Genomic DNA, 18,252 nt, shown 5'->3' with positions numbered 1-18,252 from the left:
GGCGGATGGCGGGCCGCCGCCCATGATGCGGCTGATCGCCAGCGCGGTGGCGCCCTCGCCGCCTCCGGTCGCACTGTCGCCCCAGGTTCCGCCCGCCGCGACATAGGCATCGGCCAGCGCCCCCATCGCCTTCGACTCCGCCTCGCTGGTCCAGTAATGGACCACCTCCAGTTCCTGCGCCAATGCGGGGCATGCGACCAGCATCCCGCCCAGACAGGAGGCTGCTCTCAAGAGCGAGCGCATGTTCCGTTTCTCCTCCGCCAGAATCCCGTTGGCTCCCAAAATACGGCCAGCGGTCGGCGGCCTGTCAAACCAAATATGTCATCCATTGATGTGCCCGGGCAGATATTCCCGATTCTTAACAAGACTGAGTATCATGCGTTGATCTCACGGCGGGGACCTGATGGATCGACACATCGCTGCCGAGGCTCGGCATCCGGTCGAGGCCGAAAATCAGCCGGTGCAGGTCGTCGGCGTCGAAGTCGAGCTGCCGGCACAGCAGCTCGATCTCTCTGCGCATGGTCTCGACGCTTCTTTCCCAGGGCCGCTCGCTGCCGTGCCGCCGCCGGCGGTACTGGCCCGGGCTGCACCCGTAGCGTGCCCGGAACTTCCGGAAGAAATGGGTCGGGTTGCTGAACCCGGCCACTTCCATGATGTCCGAGATGGGCATGCGGTCCTCCCGGAGGAGCGTGGCGGCATTGTCCAGGCGGACGTTCTGCACGTAGTCCCGATAGCCGATGCCGACGAAGGTCTTGAAGAGCCGCGACAGGTGGCTGACGGTGACGTCTTCCCGCTCCGCGTATTCGGCGAGGCTGAAATTGCGCGCATTGCAGGCACGCACCTCGCGCATGATCCGCACGACCCGGTCCCCGCCCGAGCCCCGCAGCGATGCGCCGTCGCGGTCTTCCGCCTCCCAGGGCACATGCCGATAGACGAAGAGCGCGAGCATTCCCGCCAGCAGGTCGTGTGCCAGCTTGTCGCCCGCCACGCGCCCCGACGACAGCAGCAGCCGGGCGACCATCGAGCGAATCGGGCCGGCGATCCGCTCGAAGCTCTTTCCGTGCAGGAAGCTCCGGCAGAGATACTGCCGCGCGGAGAACTCCGGCAGCCCCCTGCTCTCGAAATAATCCGTGGACAGATGCACGCCGCAAACGAGCGTTTCGGGATCCCATGCCGTCGACCCGTGCACGGTGAAGGGATTGATGATCATCACGTCCCGCTCGCCCAGATTGCAGAGACCCCTGCCCACCGTCATCCGGAGCGTGCCGCGCAGCACCACGATGATCTCCTGCGTCTCGTGCCAGTGCAGCGGGATCTCGTTCATGCCGTGCATGAACATGTGAACCGGGCCGTCCATTTCATAGACGGTCGACTCGTGACCGTATTCCAGGCCCCGGTCGGGTTGGGCGGCCTTGCGCTCGTGTTTCATCTCGGCCTCCGGGCGGATATCGGACCAACTAACAGGATTGCAAGAAATGATAGCAACCGCAAGCACGGTGATGCCGTTATGCTTCGGTATTGTCGGGGATAACATCGTCCGAGCCGATCCGGCCCGAACCGAATCGTTCAAGTTATGCCATCAATTGCGACGAAGCGGGAGGCGCCGGACGGGCGCTCCCGGACAATCGGAAGGACCCCATGACATTCCAGCATTCGGATGCCGAGCTCGACGAACTGATCCAGTCGATGAGCCTGGAGGAGAAGGTCGATCTGGTTTCGGGACAGGGGCTGTGGCGCACCGCGGTCAACTACCGGCTGAACATCCCCGAAACCGTCATGACCGACGGCACCAATGGCGTCCGCTACTCCGCCGACCAGATCGACCGGCGGGACGCCACGGCAAACGGCTTCTCGCAGTTTCTCGAGGTGCTGAACAAGCCCCGCAGCGAAAGCGGGGAACAGACCTTCGGGTCGACGAAGCCGGCGACCGTCTTCCCCAGCGGCAGCTGCATGGGCTGTTCCTGGGACGAGGAGCTTCTCTATCTGATGGGACGCACCCTTGCCGCCGAGTGCCAGCATTACGGCGTCAACATGCTGCTCGGCCCGGGCGTCAACATCCGCCGCACGCCGCTCGCAGGGCGGGCCTACGAGTATCATTCGGAGGATCCGCTGCTGAACGGCGCCCTCGGCGCGGCGCTGATCAACGGCCTGCAGGACCACGGTGTCGGCGCGAGCCTCAAGCATCTGGCCTGCAACAATTCCGAGATCGAGCGCACCACGATGAGCTCCGACGTCGACGAGCGGGCGCTGCGGGAGATCTATCTGCGCGCGTTCGAGGCGGCGCTGGAACGCAGCACGCCATGGACCGTGATGTCGTCCTACAACCTGCTGAACGGCGAACAGACGGCCCATTCCACCTTCCTGCTGACGGATGTTCTGCGCGAGGAATGGGGCTATGACGGGCTGGCGATATCGGATTGGTACGCCATCAAGGATCGGCCGGAATCGCTCCGGGCGGGCAACGATCTGGACATGCCCGAGAGCGCCCCGCGCAAGCTCGAGCTGCTCGCCGCGCTCAGAAGCGGCAGCCTCGCGGTCGAGGCGCTCGACCGGTCCTGCCGCCGCGTCCTTCGCTTCGTCCGCCTGGCGAAGGGGGGCGAGGACCGGACCGTGACGGCGGATTTCCCCGCACACCACCGCGTCGCGCGCAAGCTCGCCGCCGAGAGCATCGTCCTCGCGCGCAACGAGAACGGGACGCTTCCGCTCGATCCCGGCGGGACCGGCGAGGTTCTCGTGCTCGGGACCGGCGCGGCCGCGCCGGTGATCCAGGGGTCGGGCTCGGCCACGACCCGGCCGACGGAGACGGATGTGCCGCTCGACCGGTTGCGCGAAACGCTGGGTCGCGGCCGGGTCGTCCATCTGGACGGGCCGGCCACCGACGAGGCCGCTCTGACGGAGGCGCTCGGCCGGGCCGAGGCGGTGGTGATCTTCGCGAATACCATGGTCCAGTCCGATGGCGAGGGGGCGGACCGGACGGATCTGAACCTTGCCGGGGGCTATGATGACCTGATCCGCAGGGTGGCCCGCAACCATGCGCGGGTGATCGTCGTCATCGCCTCACCGGATGCGGTGGCAATGCCCTGGATCGACGAGATCGGCGCGCTGCTCCTGACGTTCTTTCCCGGCCAGGGCGGGGGCGGCGCGGTCAGCGACATCCTCTGCGGCCTGCGCAACCCCTCGGGAAAGCTGACCGTCACGATCCCGAAGCGCAAGGAGGACATTCCCGGCTTCCATACCTATCCGGGCGAGAACGGCCACCACGTCTATTCGGAGGGGCATTTCGTCGGCTACCGCTTCTACGACATCAAGAAGATCGAGCCCGCCCTACCCTTCGGCCACGGGCTCGGCTACGCGGCCTTCGACTACAGCGCCCTGCGGATCAGCGCCCCCGAGGTCAGCTGCGACACGATTCCTTTCGTCGAATGCACGGTGAGAAACACCGGCGAGATGGCGGGCAGAGAGGTCGTGCAGCTCTACATCCGGCCGGAGAATCCCGGCCTGTCGCGTCCCCTGCGGGAGCTGAAGGGCTTCCGGAAGGTCGCGCTCGCGGGCGGGGAGCTGAAGACCCTGCGCTTCGACCTGCGCCTGCGCGATTTCCAGTACTGGGACCCGGCGCTCGGCCGCTGGGCCCTGCGGGCCGACGGCTTCTTCGTCGAGATCGGCGCGTCATCGCGCGACATCCGGCTCGCCGCGAGGATCGGCTGCGACTCGGACCGGACCGCCTTCGTTCCGGTCCGGCTCGATACCCAACCGGCGGTGATCTTCCGGCACCCGGCCGGGCGGAAGCTGGTCGCATCCTTCGTGATGCAGGAAATGAAGGTTTCCGAGGACGAGGCCGACCGGATCCTGGCCATGTGCGAGGATTCCTTCCTCGGCCTCGCCGATACCCTGAACTGGTTCTTCGGAAGCGACATCGCGCCGGCACGGGTGGCAGCGCTCCTGAACCGGATCAACCAGGAATCCCGGTAGCGGGGGAGGCGGCGCGGAGCCTTTGCCCCCTGCCCCCGATGGCGCGGCCGTCGGCCCGCAGCCGGCCCGCGCGACACGCAGCGCCTGGAAGGCCGGTTCCGCGGGATGGATGCAGCCGCCGGCGGCAGCGACCATCCGGGACTTTCGACGACCGCCGGTTTGCTTGCCACGACCGCGACGGCCCGGCTTGACAGGGTTAGTTGACAAAAATAATTGGGATTACGGCCGTGCCTGCTGCGGCCCGATCGGTGCAAGAGGGGAATTTTCACGTGACGATAGGGACTTGCCGCGCCGCCATCGGCGCGATCGGCGGAGCGTTGCCTGCCTCCCGGCTATGGAGCGCGCTGGCGGCTTCGGCAGGTGCCGCCATCGCGCCGGCGGTCGTCCACGCCCAGGACATGGGTCTGCCGACCATCAAGGTCGAGGCCGAGGCGACATCGGACGTCGGCCCGGATGTCGGATACGTGGCGATCGACACCACGACCGGCTCCAAGACCGACACGCCGATCGAGCTCATCCCCCAATCGGTATCCGTGGTCACCGAGCAGGAGATGATCGACCGCAATCCCCAGGAACTCGAGCAGACGCTCGGCTACACCGCCGGCGTCACCTCCTCGATCTGGGGGCTCGACGGGCGCTTCGATCAGTTCCTGATCCGGGGATTCGACATCGGCACCTACGGCATCTTCCGCGACGGGCTCAGCCAGAAGTCGATCGGCTTCTCCGGTTTCAAGATCGAGCCCTACGGCACCCAGCGCGTCGAGGTGCTCCGCGGCGCGGCGGGTGTCCTCTACGGCGAGAACGACCCGGGCGGCATGATCAACGTCATCACCAAGCGACCGAGCTTCACCCCGTTCCGCGAGGCCTTCGCGAGCTACGGCTCCTTCGATACCGCCGAGGCGGGATTCGACATCGGCGGCCCGCTCGGGACCGGCGGCAGCCTCGCCTACCGCCTGACCGGGCTCTGGCGCAACGGCCAGACCCAATATGCGAATTCCCAGAACGACCGCTTCTTCATCGCGCCGGCGCTGACCTGGGCGCCCAGCGAGGCGACCTCGCTGACGATCCTAACCAACTGGCAGCGCGACCGCCTCTCGCCCGCGGTGTTCCTGCCGGTCGCCGGCGAGGATTATCCCGAGAGCCTCGGCCCCCTCCCCTCCGGCTTCGCCGACGAGCTGCCCGACTTCGACCATTTCGATGCCGAGGTCGGATCGGTCGGATACCAGTTCGCCCATGACTTCGAGGAAGGCTGGAGCGTGCGACAGAACCTGCGCTATTCGCGCCAGTCCACCGATTATGCCGAACTCTACTTCAACGGCATGGCGGACGAGACGACGATGGATTTCGTCGCCTTCTCCGTCGACGAGACCGCCGAGATCTTCAATCTCGACAACCAGGTGCAGAAGGACTTCACCATCGCCGGCACCGAGCACCGGCTGCTGCTCGGCGCCGACTACAACCGCTATTCCTCCGACGGCACCCAAGGGTATCAGGACGGCTACCTGATCCCGGTCGCCGATCCCAGCTACGACTTCCCGGTCGCGCCGCCGCCGATCTACCAGGACGGCGAGCAGATTGTGGCCCAATACGGCCTCTACCTGCAGGACCAGGCAAGCATCGGCGAGGACCTGCACCTGACCCTCGGCATGCGACAGGCCTGGTCCGAGAGCAGCCTCGACGACCGCCTCAGCGCCGCGGGCGACACGTCGCAGAGCAACGACGCCTTCCTCCTCAATGCCGGCGCGGTCTACGAATTCGCGAACGGCCTCGCGCCCTATGCGAGCTACGCCGAGGGATTCACCGCGAACGTGGGCACGACCTTCGACGGGCAGGTCTTCGAGCCGACGCGCGGCACGCAATACGAGGTCGGCGTCAAGTACCGGCCCGCGAGCTTCGAAGGCTTCTTCACGGCGGCGCTCTACGACATGACGCGCACGAACGTGCTGACGATGGACCCGGAGCATCCCGACTTCGCGGTGCAGACGGGGGAGATCGAGAGCCGCGGCCTCGAGCTCGAAGGCAGCTTCGACCTTGTCGGCGGCCTGTCGACGCAGGCGAGCTATACCTATACCAACGCCGAGATCACCTCCAGCAACGACGGCGACGAGGGCAACCGCCCGCCGCTGGTGCCCGAGCACCAGGCCTCGATATGGGGCAACTACCTCTTCGCCGGCGGCGCGCTCGACGGGGTGAGCCTCGGCGCCGGCCTGCGCTACATCGGACAGACCTGGGGCGACAGCGCCAATACCCGCTCGGTGCCCGGCTACACCGTCGCCGATGCGGCGCTGCGCTACCAGTTCGGCAGGATGGAAGCGGCGGTGAACGTCACCAATCTCTTCGACAAGAGCTATTACGCCACCTGCTATCTCGGCGGCGGCTGCACCCCCGGCGATGCGCGCCAGGTGACGGCCCAGCTCACGGTCGATTTCTGAGCGCCCCATCGGCATGGCCTTGGACCCGTCACCGGACGGCGGCGACGCAGGAGACCGGTTGCCGCCGGACGACGACACCGCCGGAGACCCGGGCGGGCGCCCCGTCCGCCGCATCCGGTGGCCGCTCGCCCGCCGCGGCGGGGACTTGCCGGAGGGGCCGGGGTCCGACATGTTCCGGACCGCAGGCCGTCGAAACCCGTGCGGATGCGCCAGGATCCGGTCGGCGCCGCGCCAATCGGCGCGCGCTCGTCGACACCGGTCGTGAGAGAACCGCGGCTTGCACTGGGCGCGGCTCGACCTCCGTCGCCCGTCACCGCCGCGGATGCTGCCAGGCGAGGCTGCGCTCGTAGAGCCATTGCAGGCCGATGATCACCGCGGCGATCAGGCCGTAGAGCGCCCCGACGAAGGTCAGGATCTCGATGGCCCGGTAGGTTTCCGCGACAAGCGTCGTGGAGGCGGCCGTGAGCTCGTCTACCGCGACGAGGCTCGCGAGCGAGCTCCCCTTCACCATCTGGATGGCATTCGAGAACAGGGCCGGCCCGGATGCGGCATAGGCCTGCGGAATCAGGATCCGCCGGTAGACCTGCCAGGACGTCAGACCGAGCGCATGGGCCCCGTCCGTCTGACCGTCGGGAATGCCCTCGAAGCCCGATCTGAGGAACTCGAGGTTATAGGCCGTCGAGGCGAAGATCAGCCCGATGATCGCGGAGGGCACGGGCTCGAGAAAGATGCCGAGCCGCGGCAGCCCATAATAGAGCACGAACAGAATGGCGAGCACCGGCGCCGCCCGGGCGAAGAAGCTGTAGGCGATGATGACCCGGCGCAGCGGCGCCGCGGGCCTCTGCAGATGGATCGCCAGCGGCAGCGCCAGGAGGTTCGACCCGACGATCACGATCGTCGAGATCATGAGCGTCATCAGGAACGCCTTCGTCAGCAGGGCGACATTGGCGGGATCATAGAGCCATTGCATCAACGCCTCGCCTTCTGGGACCTTTCGTTGAATGCCAGGAGCGGAGTGACGATGAGGATGTAGAGGCCGATGGCGATGGAGAGGAACAGGAACGGCTCGTTGGTGGCCGCGATCGCCTGCTTGGTCACGTACATGATCTCGCTCACCGATACCGCCGACGCGATCGACAGCCGCTTGATGGTGGCGATCGCGTAGGTGATCCAGCCCTTGCGCGCCAGGGGCAGCATCTGGGGGAGGATGACCAGGCCGAAGAGGCGCCAGCGCGACAGGCCCAATGCGCGCGCGCCATCGAACTGGCCCTCGGGGATCGCCGACAGCGCGCCCTTGAAGACCTGATAGTCGAAAGCGATGCCGACGAGGCCGAAGGCGACGATCGTCGAGCCGACCGCCCCCAGGTCCAGCCCGATCTGTGCGCCTCCGAAGAACAGGAAGAAGAGGACGACGAGCTCCGGCAGCGACCGGAAGATCGAGCTGAAGCCCTCGGCGGCTCGACGCGGCCAGGGCGAAGCGGCGCTGCGCACCAGGAGTGCGAGCCCGAGCCCGAACACCCCGGAGATGGCAAAGATGACCGCCGCGAGCGCGAGTGTCAGGATCGCCGCCGAGAACAGCTGCGGCAGCCAGGCGAGCGCGATCTCGAGCATGCGCCCGCCCCGGGTTCAGATCATTCCGCGGCCGACCAGTCGATCGATGCGCCGAACCATTCCTCGATCAGGGCCTGCAGCGTCCCGTCGTCCCGCCAGGCCGCGAACTGGGTATCGATGGCATCGGCGAGCGCCTCGTTGCCCGCATTCACCGCGACGCTCTGGGTGATGGTCGCCAGCAGGTCGTCGAGGACGACGACATCCGAGATCTGCCCGTTCTTCAGCAGATAGTTCGGACCCAGGAAGTCATGCGCGGCAAAGTCGATCCTGCCGTTGCGCAGGTCGAGGAAGAGCTCGGTCGCTCCGGGGTATTCGCGCGTCTCCGTGACGCAGCCGGCGGGCAGCGCCTCGAGCGCGATCTTCTGGAAGGTCCCGCCCCGCACGGCGCCCATGACCTTGCCGCAAACCGTGTCCCATCCGGTGATCTCATCCTCGCCGGCGCGGCGCGTGATCGCGACGCCGTTCACGATGTAGGGCGAGAGCAGGATGAAATCCTCCGAGGCCAGCCGTTCCGGCGTGCGCGTCACCCCCGAGGCGATGATGTCGAAGCGTCCCGAGGTCAGGCCCGGCAGCAGGCCCGCGAAGTCCAGCTTCTCGAAGGACGGCTCGAGGCCCAGCGCCTCACCGAGCATGGTCGCGACATCGACGTCGAAGCCGGCCAGATCGCCGGTCGGCGTCGTCATGCTGAAGGGCGGGGCCGATCCCGACGTCCCGACCGTCAGCACGCCGTCTTCGACGAGGGCGTCGCGGTGGTCCTGGGCATCGGCGGCCCCGGCGACCATGGCAAGCGCCAGGCCGGCGGCCGCCATCAGAAATCGTTGGATCATCTCGGTCCTCCCGCTGCGGTTCTGCGTGACGAAACGCCCCGCGCGAGATATGCCGCGGAACCGATGGAAAAGCCAAGGGCCAATGGCGGCCCGCGCAGGGCGTCAGATGCGGCTACGCTTCAAGCTCAATCACCTCTACCAGGGGCAGAACGCGCCGTTCCTCCATGCCGTCGATGCCGGTCTCTTTCGGCAGGCGGGCCTCGAGGTCGAGTTCGTCGAGGGATTCAGTTCCTCGCAGGTCAGCCGGGCGCTTCTCGCGGGAGATGCGGAGATCGGCTTCGGCGACGTGGCGACCGTCCTCGAAGGGGCAATTCGCAGCGGCGACGCGCCCATCCGCTCCCTGATGCCCATCTACCTGCGCAGCCCCTGCAGCCTGGGCTATCATCGCCGTGCCGTGCCGCTCGCGCTCGAGGACATCGACGGCGCCATCCTCTGCGGCCCGGACGGCGACACATCGGCGAGGCTCCTGCCGCTGCTCCTCGCCCGAAATGGCCTCGGGGACGTCCGCTACGCGTTTCGTGTCGTTGCACCCGCCGAGCGCGACCGGATGGTCGCAGAGCGCGAGGTGCTGGCGGCGACCTGCTTCGATGCGACCCTCAGGTTCGCGATGCGCATGCGCGGCCATGACAGCTCCGATATCGAGTTCCTCTATTTCGCGGACCACGGCCTCGACATCTATACCGGCGCCTTGCTCTGTCTTGCGAGCGTCCTCGAGGCGAGACCGGATCTCGCCGCGACCCTCTCGCGCGTCGTGCGCAGGGCGTGGCGGGCCTGCGCGGCTGACCCCGGCCTCGGCGTGCGGGCGGTGATCGCCCGCTCCCCCGCGCTCGACCCCGGCATCGTGAGGGAACAACTCGAGTGGGTGCTCGCCAATCAGGTCTTCTGCCCCATACAAGCCCCCTTCCGCTTCCTTCGCGACCACCGCCGGTGGCGCGACACGCTCCATGTCGCACAATTCGGCGCGACCGGTTCCTGGGAACTCGGCCCGGAGACCGCTGCCCTCGCCGACGGCATTCTCGGATCCGCCTCCGGCTGAGCGGGGCGCCTTTCGCCGGCGGCCCGCCAAGGACGTGGTGGGCCAGGCGCGCGGTGGGCCAAGGCGGCCGGGCGGCGAGGCATCGCGACCGGCTACGACGAACGCGCCGCCGCCTGCTCCTGCCGGCCCGGGCGGGAGCGGCCGCCGGCTCGGGCAGCCGCGCCGTCGCCTGGTCCCGGGCCGGGGCGGATCCCTTGCCAGGTCGCTTGATTCGGGTGCCGTCGGCGTCCCGACGGCCTCCCCCGATGGCACCGGCCCGACAAAGGCCATGCGCCGTTGCGGCGCTGCATCCGAACCGAGGGGACTCGGCGCCCTGTCTCCGAACCGGAGCCACCGGCTATTGCCACGAAAATGCAAGGGCTTGCTGCGCGCCGCTTTCCCGCGTCGCCCCGCGCTCCGTTCGACGCCTGAATTAACGATTGACAAGCCTCCGGTCCGTGGGCGATAAGTTGTGAACACTAAGTTCATTTGTGAACACATGCTCTGAAGGAGGTCAGCGAGGTGGACGCTTTCAAGGATCGGCTTTCGCAGCGGGCTCGCGACACCAGCCGGCCCGCCCTGGCGCACCAGTGCCGCGGCCGAGAGATAACGCCCGCCGAGGCCGAACTGGCCAGGGGGCTGATGGCGATCTACGGCGAGGGCACGCACGACTATGCGGCCGTGGCCGAGGCGCTCGCAGCGAAGGGGGTCACGGCGCCGAAATCGGGTCGCACCGACTGGACCGAGGCGCTGCTCGTCGCCGAGCTGGCGGAGATCAACGGCGAGCTCGATGCGGCCTATGCGGAGCATGGCTATGGCGCTTGAGTTCCGCGGCGTCACCAAGCAGTTCACCACGAACTCGGGCGCCGTGCTGACCGCGATCCGGGACGTCACCTTCAAGGTGAACGAGGGCGAGTTCGTCTCCGTCGTCGGTCCGTCCGGCTGCGGCAAGTCGACCCTGCTGTCGATGACCGCCGGCCTCTACCAGCCGACGACCGGCGAGGTGCTGGTCAGCGACCAGCCGGTGACCGGGCCGAACGACCACGTCGGCTTCATGCTGCAGAAGGATCTGCTGCTGCCCTGGCGCAACATCGTGAAGAACATCGAGTTCGGGCTCGAGGCGCGCGGCGCCGCCCCCGGACCGCGGCGCGAGCGGGCGATGGCCGAGCTCAAGCGCTGCCACCTCGCCGGCTTCGAGAACCACTTTCCCTACCAGCTCTCCGGCGGCATGCGGCAGCGCGCGGCGCTGGCGCGCACGCTCGCCATCGACCCCGAGATCATCCTGCTCGACGAGCCCTTCTCGGCGCTCGACGCCCAGACCAAGCTCCTGCTGCAGGACAGCTTCGCCGCGACCATCGCCGAAAGCGGCAAGACCACGCTGCTCATCACCCACGACCTCTCCGAGGCGGTGCTGATGTCGGACCGCATCCTCGTCCTCTCCGAGCGGCCGGGCACGGTCCTCACCGAGATCAAGGTCGAGCTGCCCGACCGCGCCCACCCCCTGAAGCGGCGGGTGATGCCGGAGGTCGGCGAATACGCCGGCCAGATCTTCCGGCACCTGAAGCTCGAAGAAAAAGCCATCTGACGACAGCCATTCCCATGAGGGGGACGACGACATGAAGCGCCTGTTCCTAACCACCGTCGCGGCCGCCGCGATCACTTTCGCCGCCGCGGCGGAGGCCGCCGAGGAGGTCACCTACCTCTTCCCGGCCCCGGATTTCCTGCCCGCCTTCGCGCCCTTCCAGCTCGCCAAGGCCAAGGGCTATTTCGACGAGGCCGGGCTCGACGTGACCTTCCAGGTCGGCAAGGGCGGCGCCGATGTCGCGACCCAGGTCGCCGCCGGGAACGCCGACATGGGCGGCGGCATCGGCGACACGCCGATCATCGTCCGCGCCAACGGCCTCGAGGTCCGCGGTGTGGCGCTGCTCGGCGGCCGCGGCCTGACCCAGCTGGCCTGGCGCAAGGACAGCGGCATCACCGGCCCCGCCGATTTCAAGGGCAAGAACGTCGGCGTGCTCTCCTTCCAGGACACCACCTATTACAACCTGCTCGGCGTGCTCGCCTCCGCCGGCCTCGACAAGAGCGAGGCGAACATCCAGGGCGTCGGCCCGGGCGGCACCATCCAGCTGATGATCGCCGGCAATCTCGACGCGATGTCGGGCGTGCCGGAGTGGATCGCCGCGGTCGAGGGCGGCGGCGTCGAGGTCGAGCAGATGCCCGTCGACGAGGTCTTCCCGGCGATGGCCCAGGCGATCATCGCCTCCGACACGACGATCGCCGAGCGGCCCGAGGTGGTGAAGGGCTTCGTCAACGCCGTCCTGCAGGCGGTTCGCGACATCGAGGCCGACCCGGCCCAGGCCGCGCAGGACTTCGTCGCCGCGGTGCCGCAGCACGCCGGCAAGGAGGCCGAGGTACAGGCGATCCTCGAGGCCTATGCCGCGAAGGTCTATCCCGAGGCCGAAGGCCAGCCGCTCGGCACCTTCGACCCCGAGCGGATCAAGGCGGTGCAGGACTTCTACATCGGTCAGGGCGTCGTGCAGACCGCCATCCCGGTCGAGGACCTCTATACCAACGAGTTCGTGCAATGAGCAGCGCGACCGCAACCGCCCCGGCCGTGAACGCCGCCGCCCCGGCCCGCCCCCGCGGGTCCCGCGCCGCGCTCTACGCGAGCCTCAGCCTTCTCGCCCTGCTGCTCGTCGCCTGGCAGATCCTGCCCACGGCCCTGGCGGTCCCGAAATACATCATCCCGACGCTCTCGGACTGCATCGTCGAGTTCGGCCGGATGTGGACGAGCGAGAGCCTGCTCGCCAATACCGCCTCGACCGCGCTCTACACCATCCTCGGCTTCGCCATCGGCAGCGCCCTCGGCGCGGCGCTCGGCTACCTGCTCGGCATGTCCGAGTTCTGGGAGAAGGTGCTCTCGCCCTATATCCTGGCGCTGCAGATCGCGCCCAAGGTCGCCTTCGCGCCGCTCTTCATCATGTGGTTCGGCTACAACGCCATGCCGAAGCTGCTCGTCACCGTGCTGATCGTGTTCTTCCCGGTGCTCGTTAACGTGCTGCAGGCGATGCGGACCGTCGACCGCGACCTGGTGAACCTGGCGCGGGCCTACAACCTCTCGCGGTTCCAGATCTTTCTGAAAGTCGAGATGCCCTCGACGCTGCCGAACCTGATGGCGGGCCTGCGCATCGCCTCGACCCTCGCGGTCATCGGCGTCACGGTGGGCGAACTCGTCGGCGGCAACACCGGCCTCGGCTTCCTGATCTCCTACGGCGGCGGCCAGGCGAATGCGGCGATGGTCTTCAACGCGATCATCCTGCTGACCGTCATCGGCTTCCTGCTCTACTCCGCGCTCGTCCGCGCCGAGACCCGCCTGCTCCACTACCTGCCCAAGGCACAGTTCTGACCCAGGGCCGGCGACCACCCAACCACTTGGTTCCACAGGAGACGACCATGTCCGCTGTTCCGAAGAAGTTCCCGTCGATCGAGCCCGAAGACGTGATGATCCCCGAGGGCAAGAGCCTCGGAGACTGGATCGAGAGCCGGACCGCCCGCTACGCGACCCGCACGCTGGACTGGGACGCGCTCAAGTTCCAGGCGGACTACGACCCGATCTACCGCCGCGCCCAGATGCGCTACATCGGCACCGGCGCCACCGGCATCACCGACGACGAGAACGTGATCCCGGCGGAGAACTTCACCTTCTCGACCATGGTGCTGCCGGCCGGCTGCGAGGGCCCGCTGCACATCCACCGCGACGCCGAGGAGGTGTTCTTCATCCTCAAGGGCCACAAGGTCCGCTTCTTCATCGAGCACAAGGGCGAGCTGGTCGAGACCGTGCTCTCCGAGCGCGACATGGTCTCGGTGCCGCCGGGCCTCTACCGCGGCCTGCGCAACGAGGGCATCGAGGAGGCGCTGATGTGCGTGCTCATCGGCAACCCCAAGCCGGTCACGCCGACCTATCCGCCCGACCACCCCGTCTCGCAGATCAAGCGCGACAAGAAGTGACATGCGCCGGGGGCGCCCGGCGCCCCCCGCAGCCCCGAGGCCGCAGGAGACAGCCATGACAGCCATCGACAAGAAGACGCTCATCGAAGAGCGGGTGAATACCGGCCTCCTCGGCCAATGGTACCCGGTCGCCAAGTCGGTCGAGGTGAAGGGCACCCGTCCGCACGGCGTGAAGGCCCTCAACCAGAAGCTGGTGCTCTGGCGCGACGCCGCCGGCAAGATCAACTGCATCGAGGACTTCTGCCCGCACCGCGGCGCGCCGCTCTCCTACGGCGAGGTCCACGAGGGCAACATCGGCTGCCGCTACCACGGCGTGATCGTCAACGGCGAGGGCGTGGTGGTCCGGGTCCCGGCGATGCCGGAATGCGCGCTCGAGGGCCGCAAGGCGCTCAAGTCCTTCGCGACGACCGAGTCGAACGACGCCGTCTTCGTCTACTTCCCCTCGGTCGAGCAGCCCGAGCCGCCCGCGCTCGTGCTGCCGAAGGAGCTGGTCAGCGACGCCTGGACCGGCTTCCTCTGCACCTCGGTCTGGGAGTGCAACTACCGCTACGCGCTCGACAACCTCGCCGATCCGATGCACGGCTGCTACCTGCATTCGGAGAGCTTCACGCTGGCCTATGGCTCCAAGCAGGACCTGATGAAGCTCGACAAGACCGAAAACGGCTTCCACATCAGCCGCGTCGGCCAGGTGGGCGAGAACTTCGACTGGACCGAGTTCGAGATCCACGCCGGCGACATGTTCTGCTTCCTCGACATCCCCTATCCGCCGGCCGCGGGGCCGGGCGGCTTCATGCGGATCATCGGCTTCACGCTCCCGGTGGACGAGCATACCTGCAAGGTCTTCTTCTGGCGCATGCGCGAGGTCTCGGGCGTCGCCCGCGACAGCTGGCGCTTCCTCTACCGGGCGGTGCTCGAGCCGAACCACTGGGCGGTGCTCGAGCAGGACCGGGTCATTCTCGAGGGCATGCCGGACGACGCCCGCAAGCGGGAGATGCTCTACCAGCACGACCTCGGCGTCAGCCGGATCCGGCAGATCCTGACCCGTGCCGCCAAGTCGCAGGTCGAGGCGGAGCTCGCCCAGGCGCAGGCCGCCGAGTGATGCTCGACGGTCGCAGCATCCTCGTCACCGGCGCAGGCCGCGGGCTCGGAGCGGTGATCGCCCGGGGGCTCGCCGGCCACGGCGCGCGCCTCTTCCTCGCCGACATCGCCGAGGACGAGGGCCGCGCCACGGCCGAGGCGCTCGGCGCGACCTTCGCGCCGGTCGACCTCGCCGACCCGGCCTCGATCGCCGCGCTCGCGGCGGCGGTCGGGGAAGCGACCGGCGGCAGGCTGCACGGCCTCGTCAACAACGGCGCGATCGCCACGGGCATCGGCGGCATCCCCTTCGAGGAGATCGAGATCGAGAGCTGGGACCGGGTGCAGCGCGTGAACGTGCGCGGCACCTGGCTGATGACCCGCGCCGCCGCACCGCTCCTGCGCGCCTCGGGCTCGGGCCGCGTGGTCAACGTCGCCTCCGACACCGCGATCTGGGGGGCGCCGCGGCTTCTTTCCTACACCGCCTCGAAGGGCGCGGTGATCTCCATGACCCGCTCGCTGGCCCGCGAGCTCGGCCCCGACCGGGTCGGCGTGACCGCGGTGGCGCCGGGGATCCTGACGACGCCCTCGACGGACTACGTCCCCGAGGCCCGCCACCAGCTCTATTCCGACGGGCGCGCCGTCCCCGGCCCGCAGGCGCCGGGCGAGATCGTCGACACCATCGCCTTCCTCCTCTCCGAGGGGGCGCTGACGCTCACCGGGCAGCTCCTGCCGGTCAACAACGGCTTCGTCTTCGCCTGAGGGCCCCGCGCATGTTCACCGCCCAGACCTCCGCAGGCATCGACTACCGCGCGCGGCCGGGGAGCGGCCCGGCGCTGGTCCTGCTGCACGGCATCGGCTCGAACGCCGATTCCTTCGCGGAGCTCCTGCCGCTGCTGCCGCCCGACCGGCAGGTGATCGCCTGGAACGCCCCCGGCTACGGTGCCTCCGCGCCGCTCGGCCCCGACTGGCCCGTCGCCGCCGATTATGCCGACGCGCTCGAAGCCTTCCTCGACCGGCTCGGGATCGACCGCGTGACCCTCGTCGGCCACTCGCTCGGCACGCTGATGGGCGCCGCCTTCGCCGCCGCCCGCCCGGCGCGCGTCGAGCGGCTGCTGCTCGCCTCGCCCGCGCTCGGCCACGGCGTCGCCCCCGGCGGGGCGCTCAGCCCCGCGGCGCAGGCGCGCATCGACGACCTCGCCCGGCTCGGGCCGGCGGAATTCGCCCGTGTCCGCGCCCCGCGGCTGGTCTGCCGGCCCGAGGAGAACCGCCAGCTCGTCGCCGCCGTCGAGACCGGCATGTCGCAGGTCCGGAGCCCCGGCTACGACCAGGCCTCGCGCATGCTCGCCTCCGGCCGGCTGCTCGAGGATGCCGCCCGCCTCGCCGTCCCCACCGACGTGATCGTCGGCGAGGAGGACATCGTGACCCCGCCCGAGGGCGCCCGCGCCCTCCACGCCGCCATCCCCGCCCAGGTCCGCGGCCGCCTCACCGAGGTCCCCGCCGCGGGCCACGCGCTCTACACCCAGGCCCCCCTCGCCTTCGCGCGAGCCGTGGCCCCCCAAGCAACGCCGGTCGCCTGAGCCGGGACGAGAAAGGAGGACGCGAACCATGACCGAACCCGTCCGAGTCGGATCGCTGCGCGGCATCATGATGCGCGGCCCGGGCGTCTCCGCGACGCTCCCCTTCTACGAGGACATGTGGGGGCTCAGCCTCTCCCACAAGGAGGACGGCGTCGCGCTCCTGCGCGGCACCGGCACCGAGCCCTTCCTCTACGGCCTGAAGGACGGGCCCGTCTTCGGCATCGAATACGTCCATTTCGCCATGCCCGACCGCGCCTCCATGGACGCGCTGCACGCCCAGGTCATCGCGAAAGGCCATTCGCCGATCTCGGCGCCGGCCGAGTTCGACGACTGGGCCGGCGGCTACGGCTTCGAGATGCTCGACCCCGACAACCGCCGCCTGCGCTTCCGCACCGAGGCGCGCGTGCTCGACGACCAGAAGGACTGGGCCAAGCCGAAGAAGGTCAGCCATGTCGTGCTCAACACCCCCGACATGAACGGCACGCAGACGTTCTACGAGGAGGTGCTCGGCTTCCGCGCCTCCGATTATTCCGCCGACCAGATGGTCTTCCTGCGCTGCAATACCGACCACCATTCGATCGCGCTGGTCCGCGGCAATTACGCCTCCGTCAACCACGTCGCCTTCGAGATGCCGACGCTCGACGAGTTCATGCGCGGTATCGGCCGGATGAAGCAGAAGGGCCATGTCCCCTCCTGGGGCCCCGGCCGCCACGGGCCGGGCAACAACCCCTTCGCCTATTTCGTCTCGCCCTCGGGCTTCGTCATCGAGTTCACCTCCGAATTGCAGCAGATCGACGAGACGACCCACGAGGCCAAGGTCTGGTCGCGCACCGACCCCGAGGCGATGGACCGCTGGATGACCGCAGGCCCCCCGACCCCGGCACAGCGCGCCGTGATGCAGGGCCGCCCCGATCCCGGCTTCCCCGAACTGAGGACAAGGTGATGGACTACGGCTATCAGGGAAAGGTCGCGGTCGTCACCGGCGGATCCTCCGGAATCGGCCTCGCCACCGTCAGGCTCCTGCTCGAGCACGGGGCGCAGGTCGCCTTCTGCGCCCGGAACGAGGGGCGGCTCAACGACGTCGCCTGCGTCCTCGCCCGGGACCACGGCCAGGAGCGCGTGCTGGCCCGGGCCCTCTCGGTGCTCGACCGCGCGGCGGTCGATGCCTTCGCCGCCGAGGTCCGCGACCGGTTCGGCCGCTGCGACCTCCTCGTCAACAACGCCGGCCAGGGCCGCGTCTCCTCCTTCGCCGAGACCGAGGACGACGACTGGCGCAAGGAATACGAGCTGAAGCTCTTCAGCCAGATCCATCCGACGCGCGCCTTCCTGCCGCTGCTGCGCGAGAGCCGCGGCGCCATCGTCGCGGTCAACTCGCTGCTCGCCTACCAGCCGGAGCCGCATATGGTCTGCACCTCCTCGGCGCGCGCCGGGGTGCAGAACCTGCTGAAATCGCTGAGCGTCGAGCTCGCCCCGGAGATCCGGGTCAATTCGGTGCTGCTCGGCCTGGTCGAATCCGGCCAATGGACCCGCCGCTTCGCCGAGCGCGAGGACCAGAGCCAGAGCCGCGCCGAATGGTACGGCAAGCTCGCCGCCCGCAAGGGCATCCCGCTCGGCCGTCTCGGCGACCCGAGCGAGGCCGCCGCCGCCATCGCCTTCCTCGGCTCCAGGGCCGCCAGCTACATCACCGGCGCCCAGCTCGACGTCTCGGGCGGCCTCGCGCGTCATATCTGAGGGAC

Annotated in this window: 17 protein-coding genes and 1 pseudogene; 13 read left to right on the top strand and 5 right to left on the bottom strand. The window is 68.6% G+C overall.

All coding sequences use genetic code 11. The features are described from left to right. Both V7050_RS02440 and V7050_RS02435 read right to left on the bottom strand, forming a co-directional pair. Positions 1-243, bottom strand: a pseudogene (locus V7050_RS02440) (sugar ABC transporter substrate-binding protein); the annotation flags it as partial. Positions 244-358: 115 nt separating this feature from the next. After that, positions 359-1,570 (bottom strand): AraC family transcriptional regulator, encoded by a 1,212-nt coding sequence (locus tag V7050_RS02435; protein WP_324365079.1) that lies wholly within the window; start codon positions 1,568-1,570, stop codon positions 359-361. A 68-nt stretch (positions 1,571-1,638) separates the two neighbouring features. Between V7050_RS02435 and V7050_RS02430 the strand changes: the two genes are divergently transcribed. Both V7050_RS02430 and V7050_RS02425 read left to right on the top strand, forming a co-directional pair. Then, positions 1,639-3,969 (top strand): beta-glucosidase family protein, encoded by a 2,331-nt coding sequence (locus tag V7050_RS02430; RefSeq protein ID WP_324365081.1) that lies wholly within the window; start codon positions 1,639-1,641, stop codon positions 3,967-3,969. A 269-nt stretch (positions 3,970-4,238) separates the two neighbouring features. Further along, a complete protein-coding gene (locus tag V7050_RS02425; protein WP_324365083.1) occupies positions 4,239-6,401 on the top strand; it encodes a TonB-dependent siderophore receptor in 2,163 nt (720 codons plus the stop codon). A 310-nt stretch (positions 6,402-6,711) separates the two neighbouring features. Here V7050_RS02425 and V7050_RS02420 read toward each other — a convergent pair whose 3' ends face one another. The 3 genes from V7050_RS02420 to V7050_RS02410 are packed head-to-tail and all read right to left on the bottom strand — an operon-like array spanning position 6,712 to position 8,839. After that, positions 6,712-7,371: an amino acid ABC transporter permease gene (locus V7050_RS02420; RefSeq protein WP_324365086.1), complete on the bottom strand. Its 660-nt coding sequence runs from the start codon at positions 7,369-7,371 to the stop codon at positions 6,712-6,714. Beyond that, positions 7,371-8,012, bottom strand: a complete 642-nt coding sequence (locus V7050_RS02415; RefSeq protein ID WP_324365088.1) for an ABC transporter permease subunit — start codon at positions 8,010-8,012, stop codon at positions 7,371-7,373. The genes V7050_RS02420 and V7050_RS02415 overlap by 1 nt, the downstream gene beginning before the upstream one ends. A 20-nt stretch (positions 8,013-8,032) precedes the next feature. After that, positions 8,033-8,839, bottom strand: a complete 807-nt coding sequence (locus V7050_RS02410; RefSeq protein WP_324365090.1) for a substrate-binding periplasmic protein — start codon at positions 8,837-8,839, stop codon at positions 8,033-8,035. A gap of 106 nt (positions 8,840-8,945) precedes the next feature. On the opposite strand from V7050_RS02410, the gene V7050_RS02405 reads away from it, so the two are divergent. The 11 genes from V7050_RS02405 (at position 8,946) to V7050_RS02355 (ending at position 18,247) form a co-directional block, all read left to right on the top strand. Next, positions 8,946-9,875: an ABC transporter substrate-binding protein gene (locus V7050_RS02405; RefSeq protein ID WP_324365092.1), complete on the top strand. Its 930-nt coding sequence runs from the start codon at positions 8,946-8,948 to the stop codon at positions 9,873-9,875. 501 nt (positions 9,876-10,376) lie between these two features. Then, positions 10,377-10,679: a recombinase-like helix-turn-helix domain-containing protein gene (locus V7050_RS02400; RefSeq protein WP_324365094.1), complete on the top strand. Its 303-nt coding sequence runs from the start codon at positions 10,377-10,379 to the stop codon at positions 10,677-10,679. Beyond that, positions 10,669-11,439, top strand: coding sequence for an ABC transporter ATP-binding protein (locus V7050_RS02395; RefSeq protein WP_324365097.1), 771 nt, complete (start codon positions 10,669-10,671; stop codon positions 11,437-11,439). The genes V7050_RS02400 and V7050_RS02395 overlap by 11 nt, the downstream gene beginning before the upstream one ends. Positions 11,440-11,470: 31 nt before the next feature. Next, a complete protein-coding gene (locus tag V7050_RS02390) occupies positions 11,471-12,442 on the top strand; it encodes an ABC transporter substrate-binding protein (protein WP_324365099.1) in 972 nt (323 codons plus the stop codon). Beyond that, positions 12,439-13,260, top strand: coding sequence for an ABC transporter permease (locus V7050_RS02385; protein ID WP_324365101.1), 822 nt, complete (start codon positions 12,439-12,441; stop codon positions 13,258-13,260). Before V7050_RS02390 ends, V7050_RS02385 begins: the two co-directional genes overlap by 4 nt. A gap of 47 nt (positions 13,261-13,307) precedes the next feature. After that, entirely contained in the window at positions 13,308-13,862 is a 555-nt protein-coding gene (locus V7050_RS02380; RefSeq protein WP_324365103.1) for a cupin domain-containing protein, read from the top strand. Between the two features lie 55 nt (positions 13,863-13,917). Next, entirely contained in the window at positions 13,918-14,961 is a 1,044-nt protein-coding gene (locus V7050_RS02375) for an aromatic ring-hydroxylating dioxygenase subunit alpha (RefSeq protein WP_324365105.1), read from the top strand. Next, positions 14,961-15,698, top strand: a complete 738-nt coding sequence (locus V7050_RS02370; protein WP_324365107.1) for an SDR family oxidoreductase — start codon at positions 14,961-14,963, stop codon at positions 15,696-15,698. Before V7050_RS02375 ends, V7050_RS02370 begins: the two co-directional genes overlap by 1 nt. A gap of 11 nt (positions 15,699-15,709) precedes the next feature. Next, complete coding sequence (locus V7050_RS02365) at positions 15,710-16,516, top strand: alpha/beta fold hydrolase (protein ID WP_324365109.1); 807 nt, start codon at positions 15,710-15,712, stop codon at positions 16,514-16,516. Between the two features lie 28 nt (positions 16,517-16,544). Continuing rightward, entirely contained in the window at positions 16,545-17,459 is a 915-nt protein-coding gene (locus V7050_RS02360) for a VOC family protein (RefSeq protein WP_324365111.1), read from the top strand. Continuing rightward, on the top strand, positions 17,459-18,247 hold the full coding sequence (locus V7050_RS02355) for an SDR family oxidoreductase (RefSeq protein ID WP_324365113.1): 789 nt from the start codon (positions 17,459-17,461) through the stop codon (positions 18,245-18,247). The genes V7050_RS02360 and V7050_RS02355 overlap by 1 nt, the downstream gene beginning before the upstream one ends. The last annotated feature ends 5 nt before the right edge of the window (positions 18,248-18,252 follow it).

This window comes from Amaricoccus sp. (assembly GCF_036846665.1).
Classification (GTDB): domain Bacteria; phylum Pseudomonadota; class Alphaproteobacteria; order Rhodobacterales; family Rhodobacteraceae; genus Amaricoccus.
This window is presented reverse-complemented; position numbering and strand designations above follow the sequence as displayed.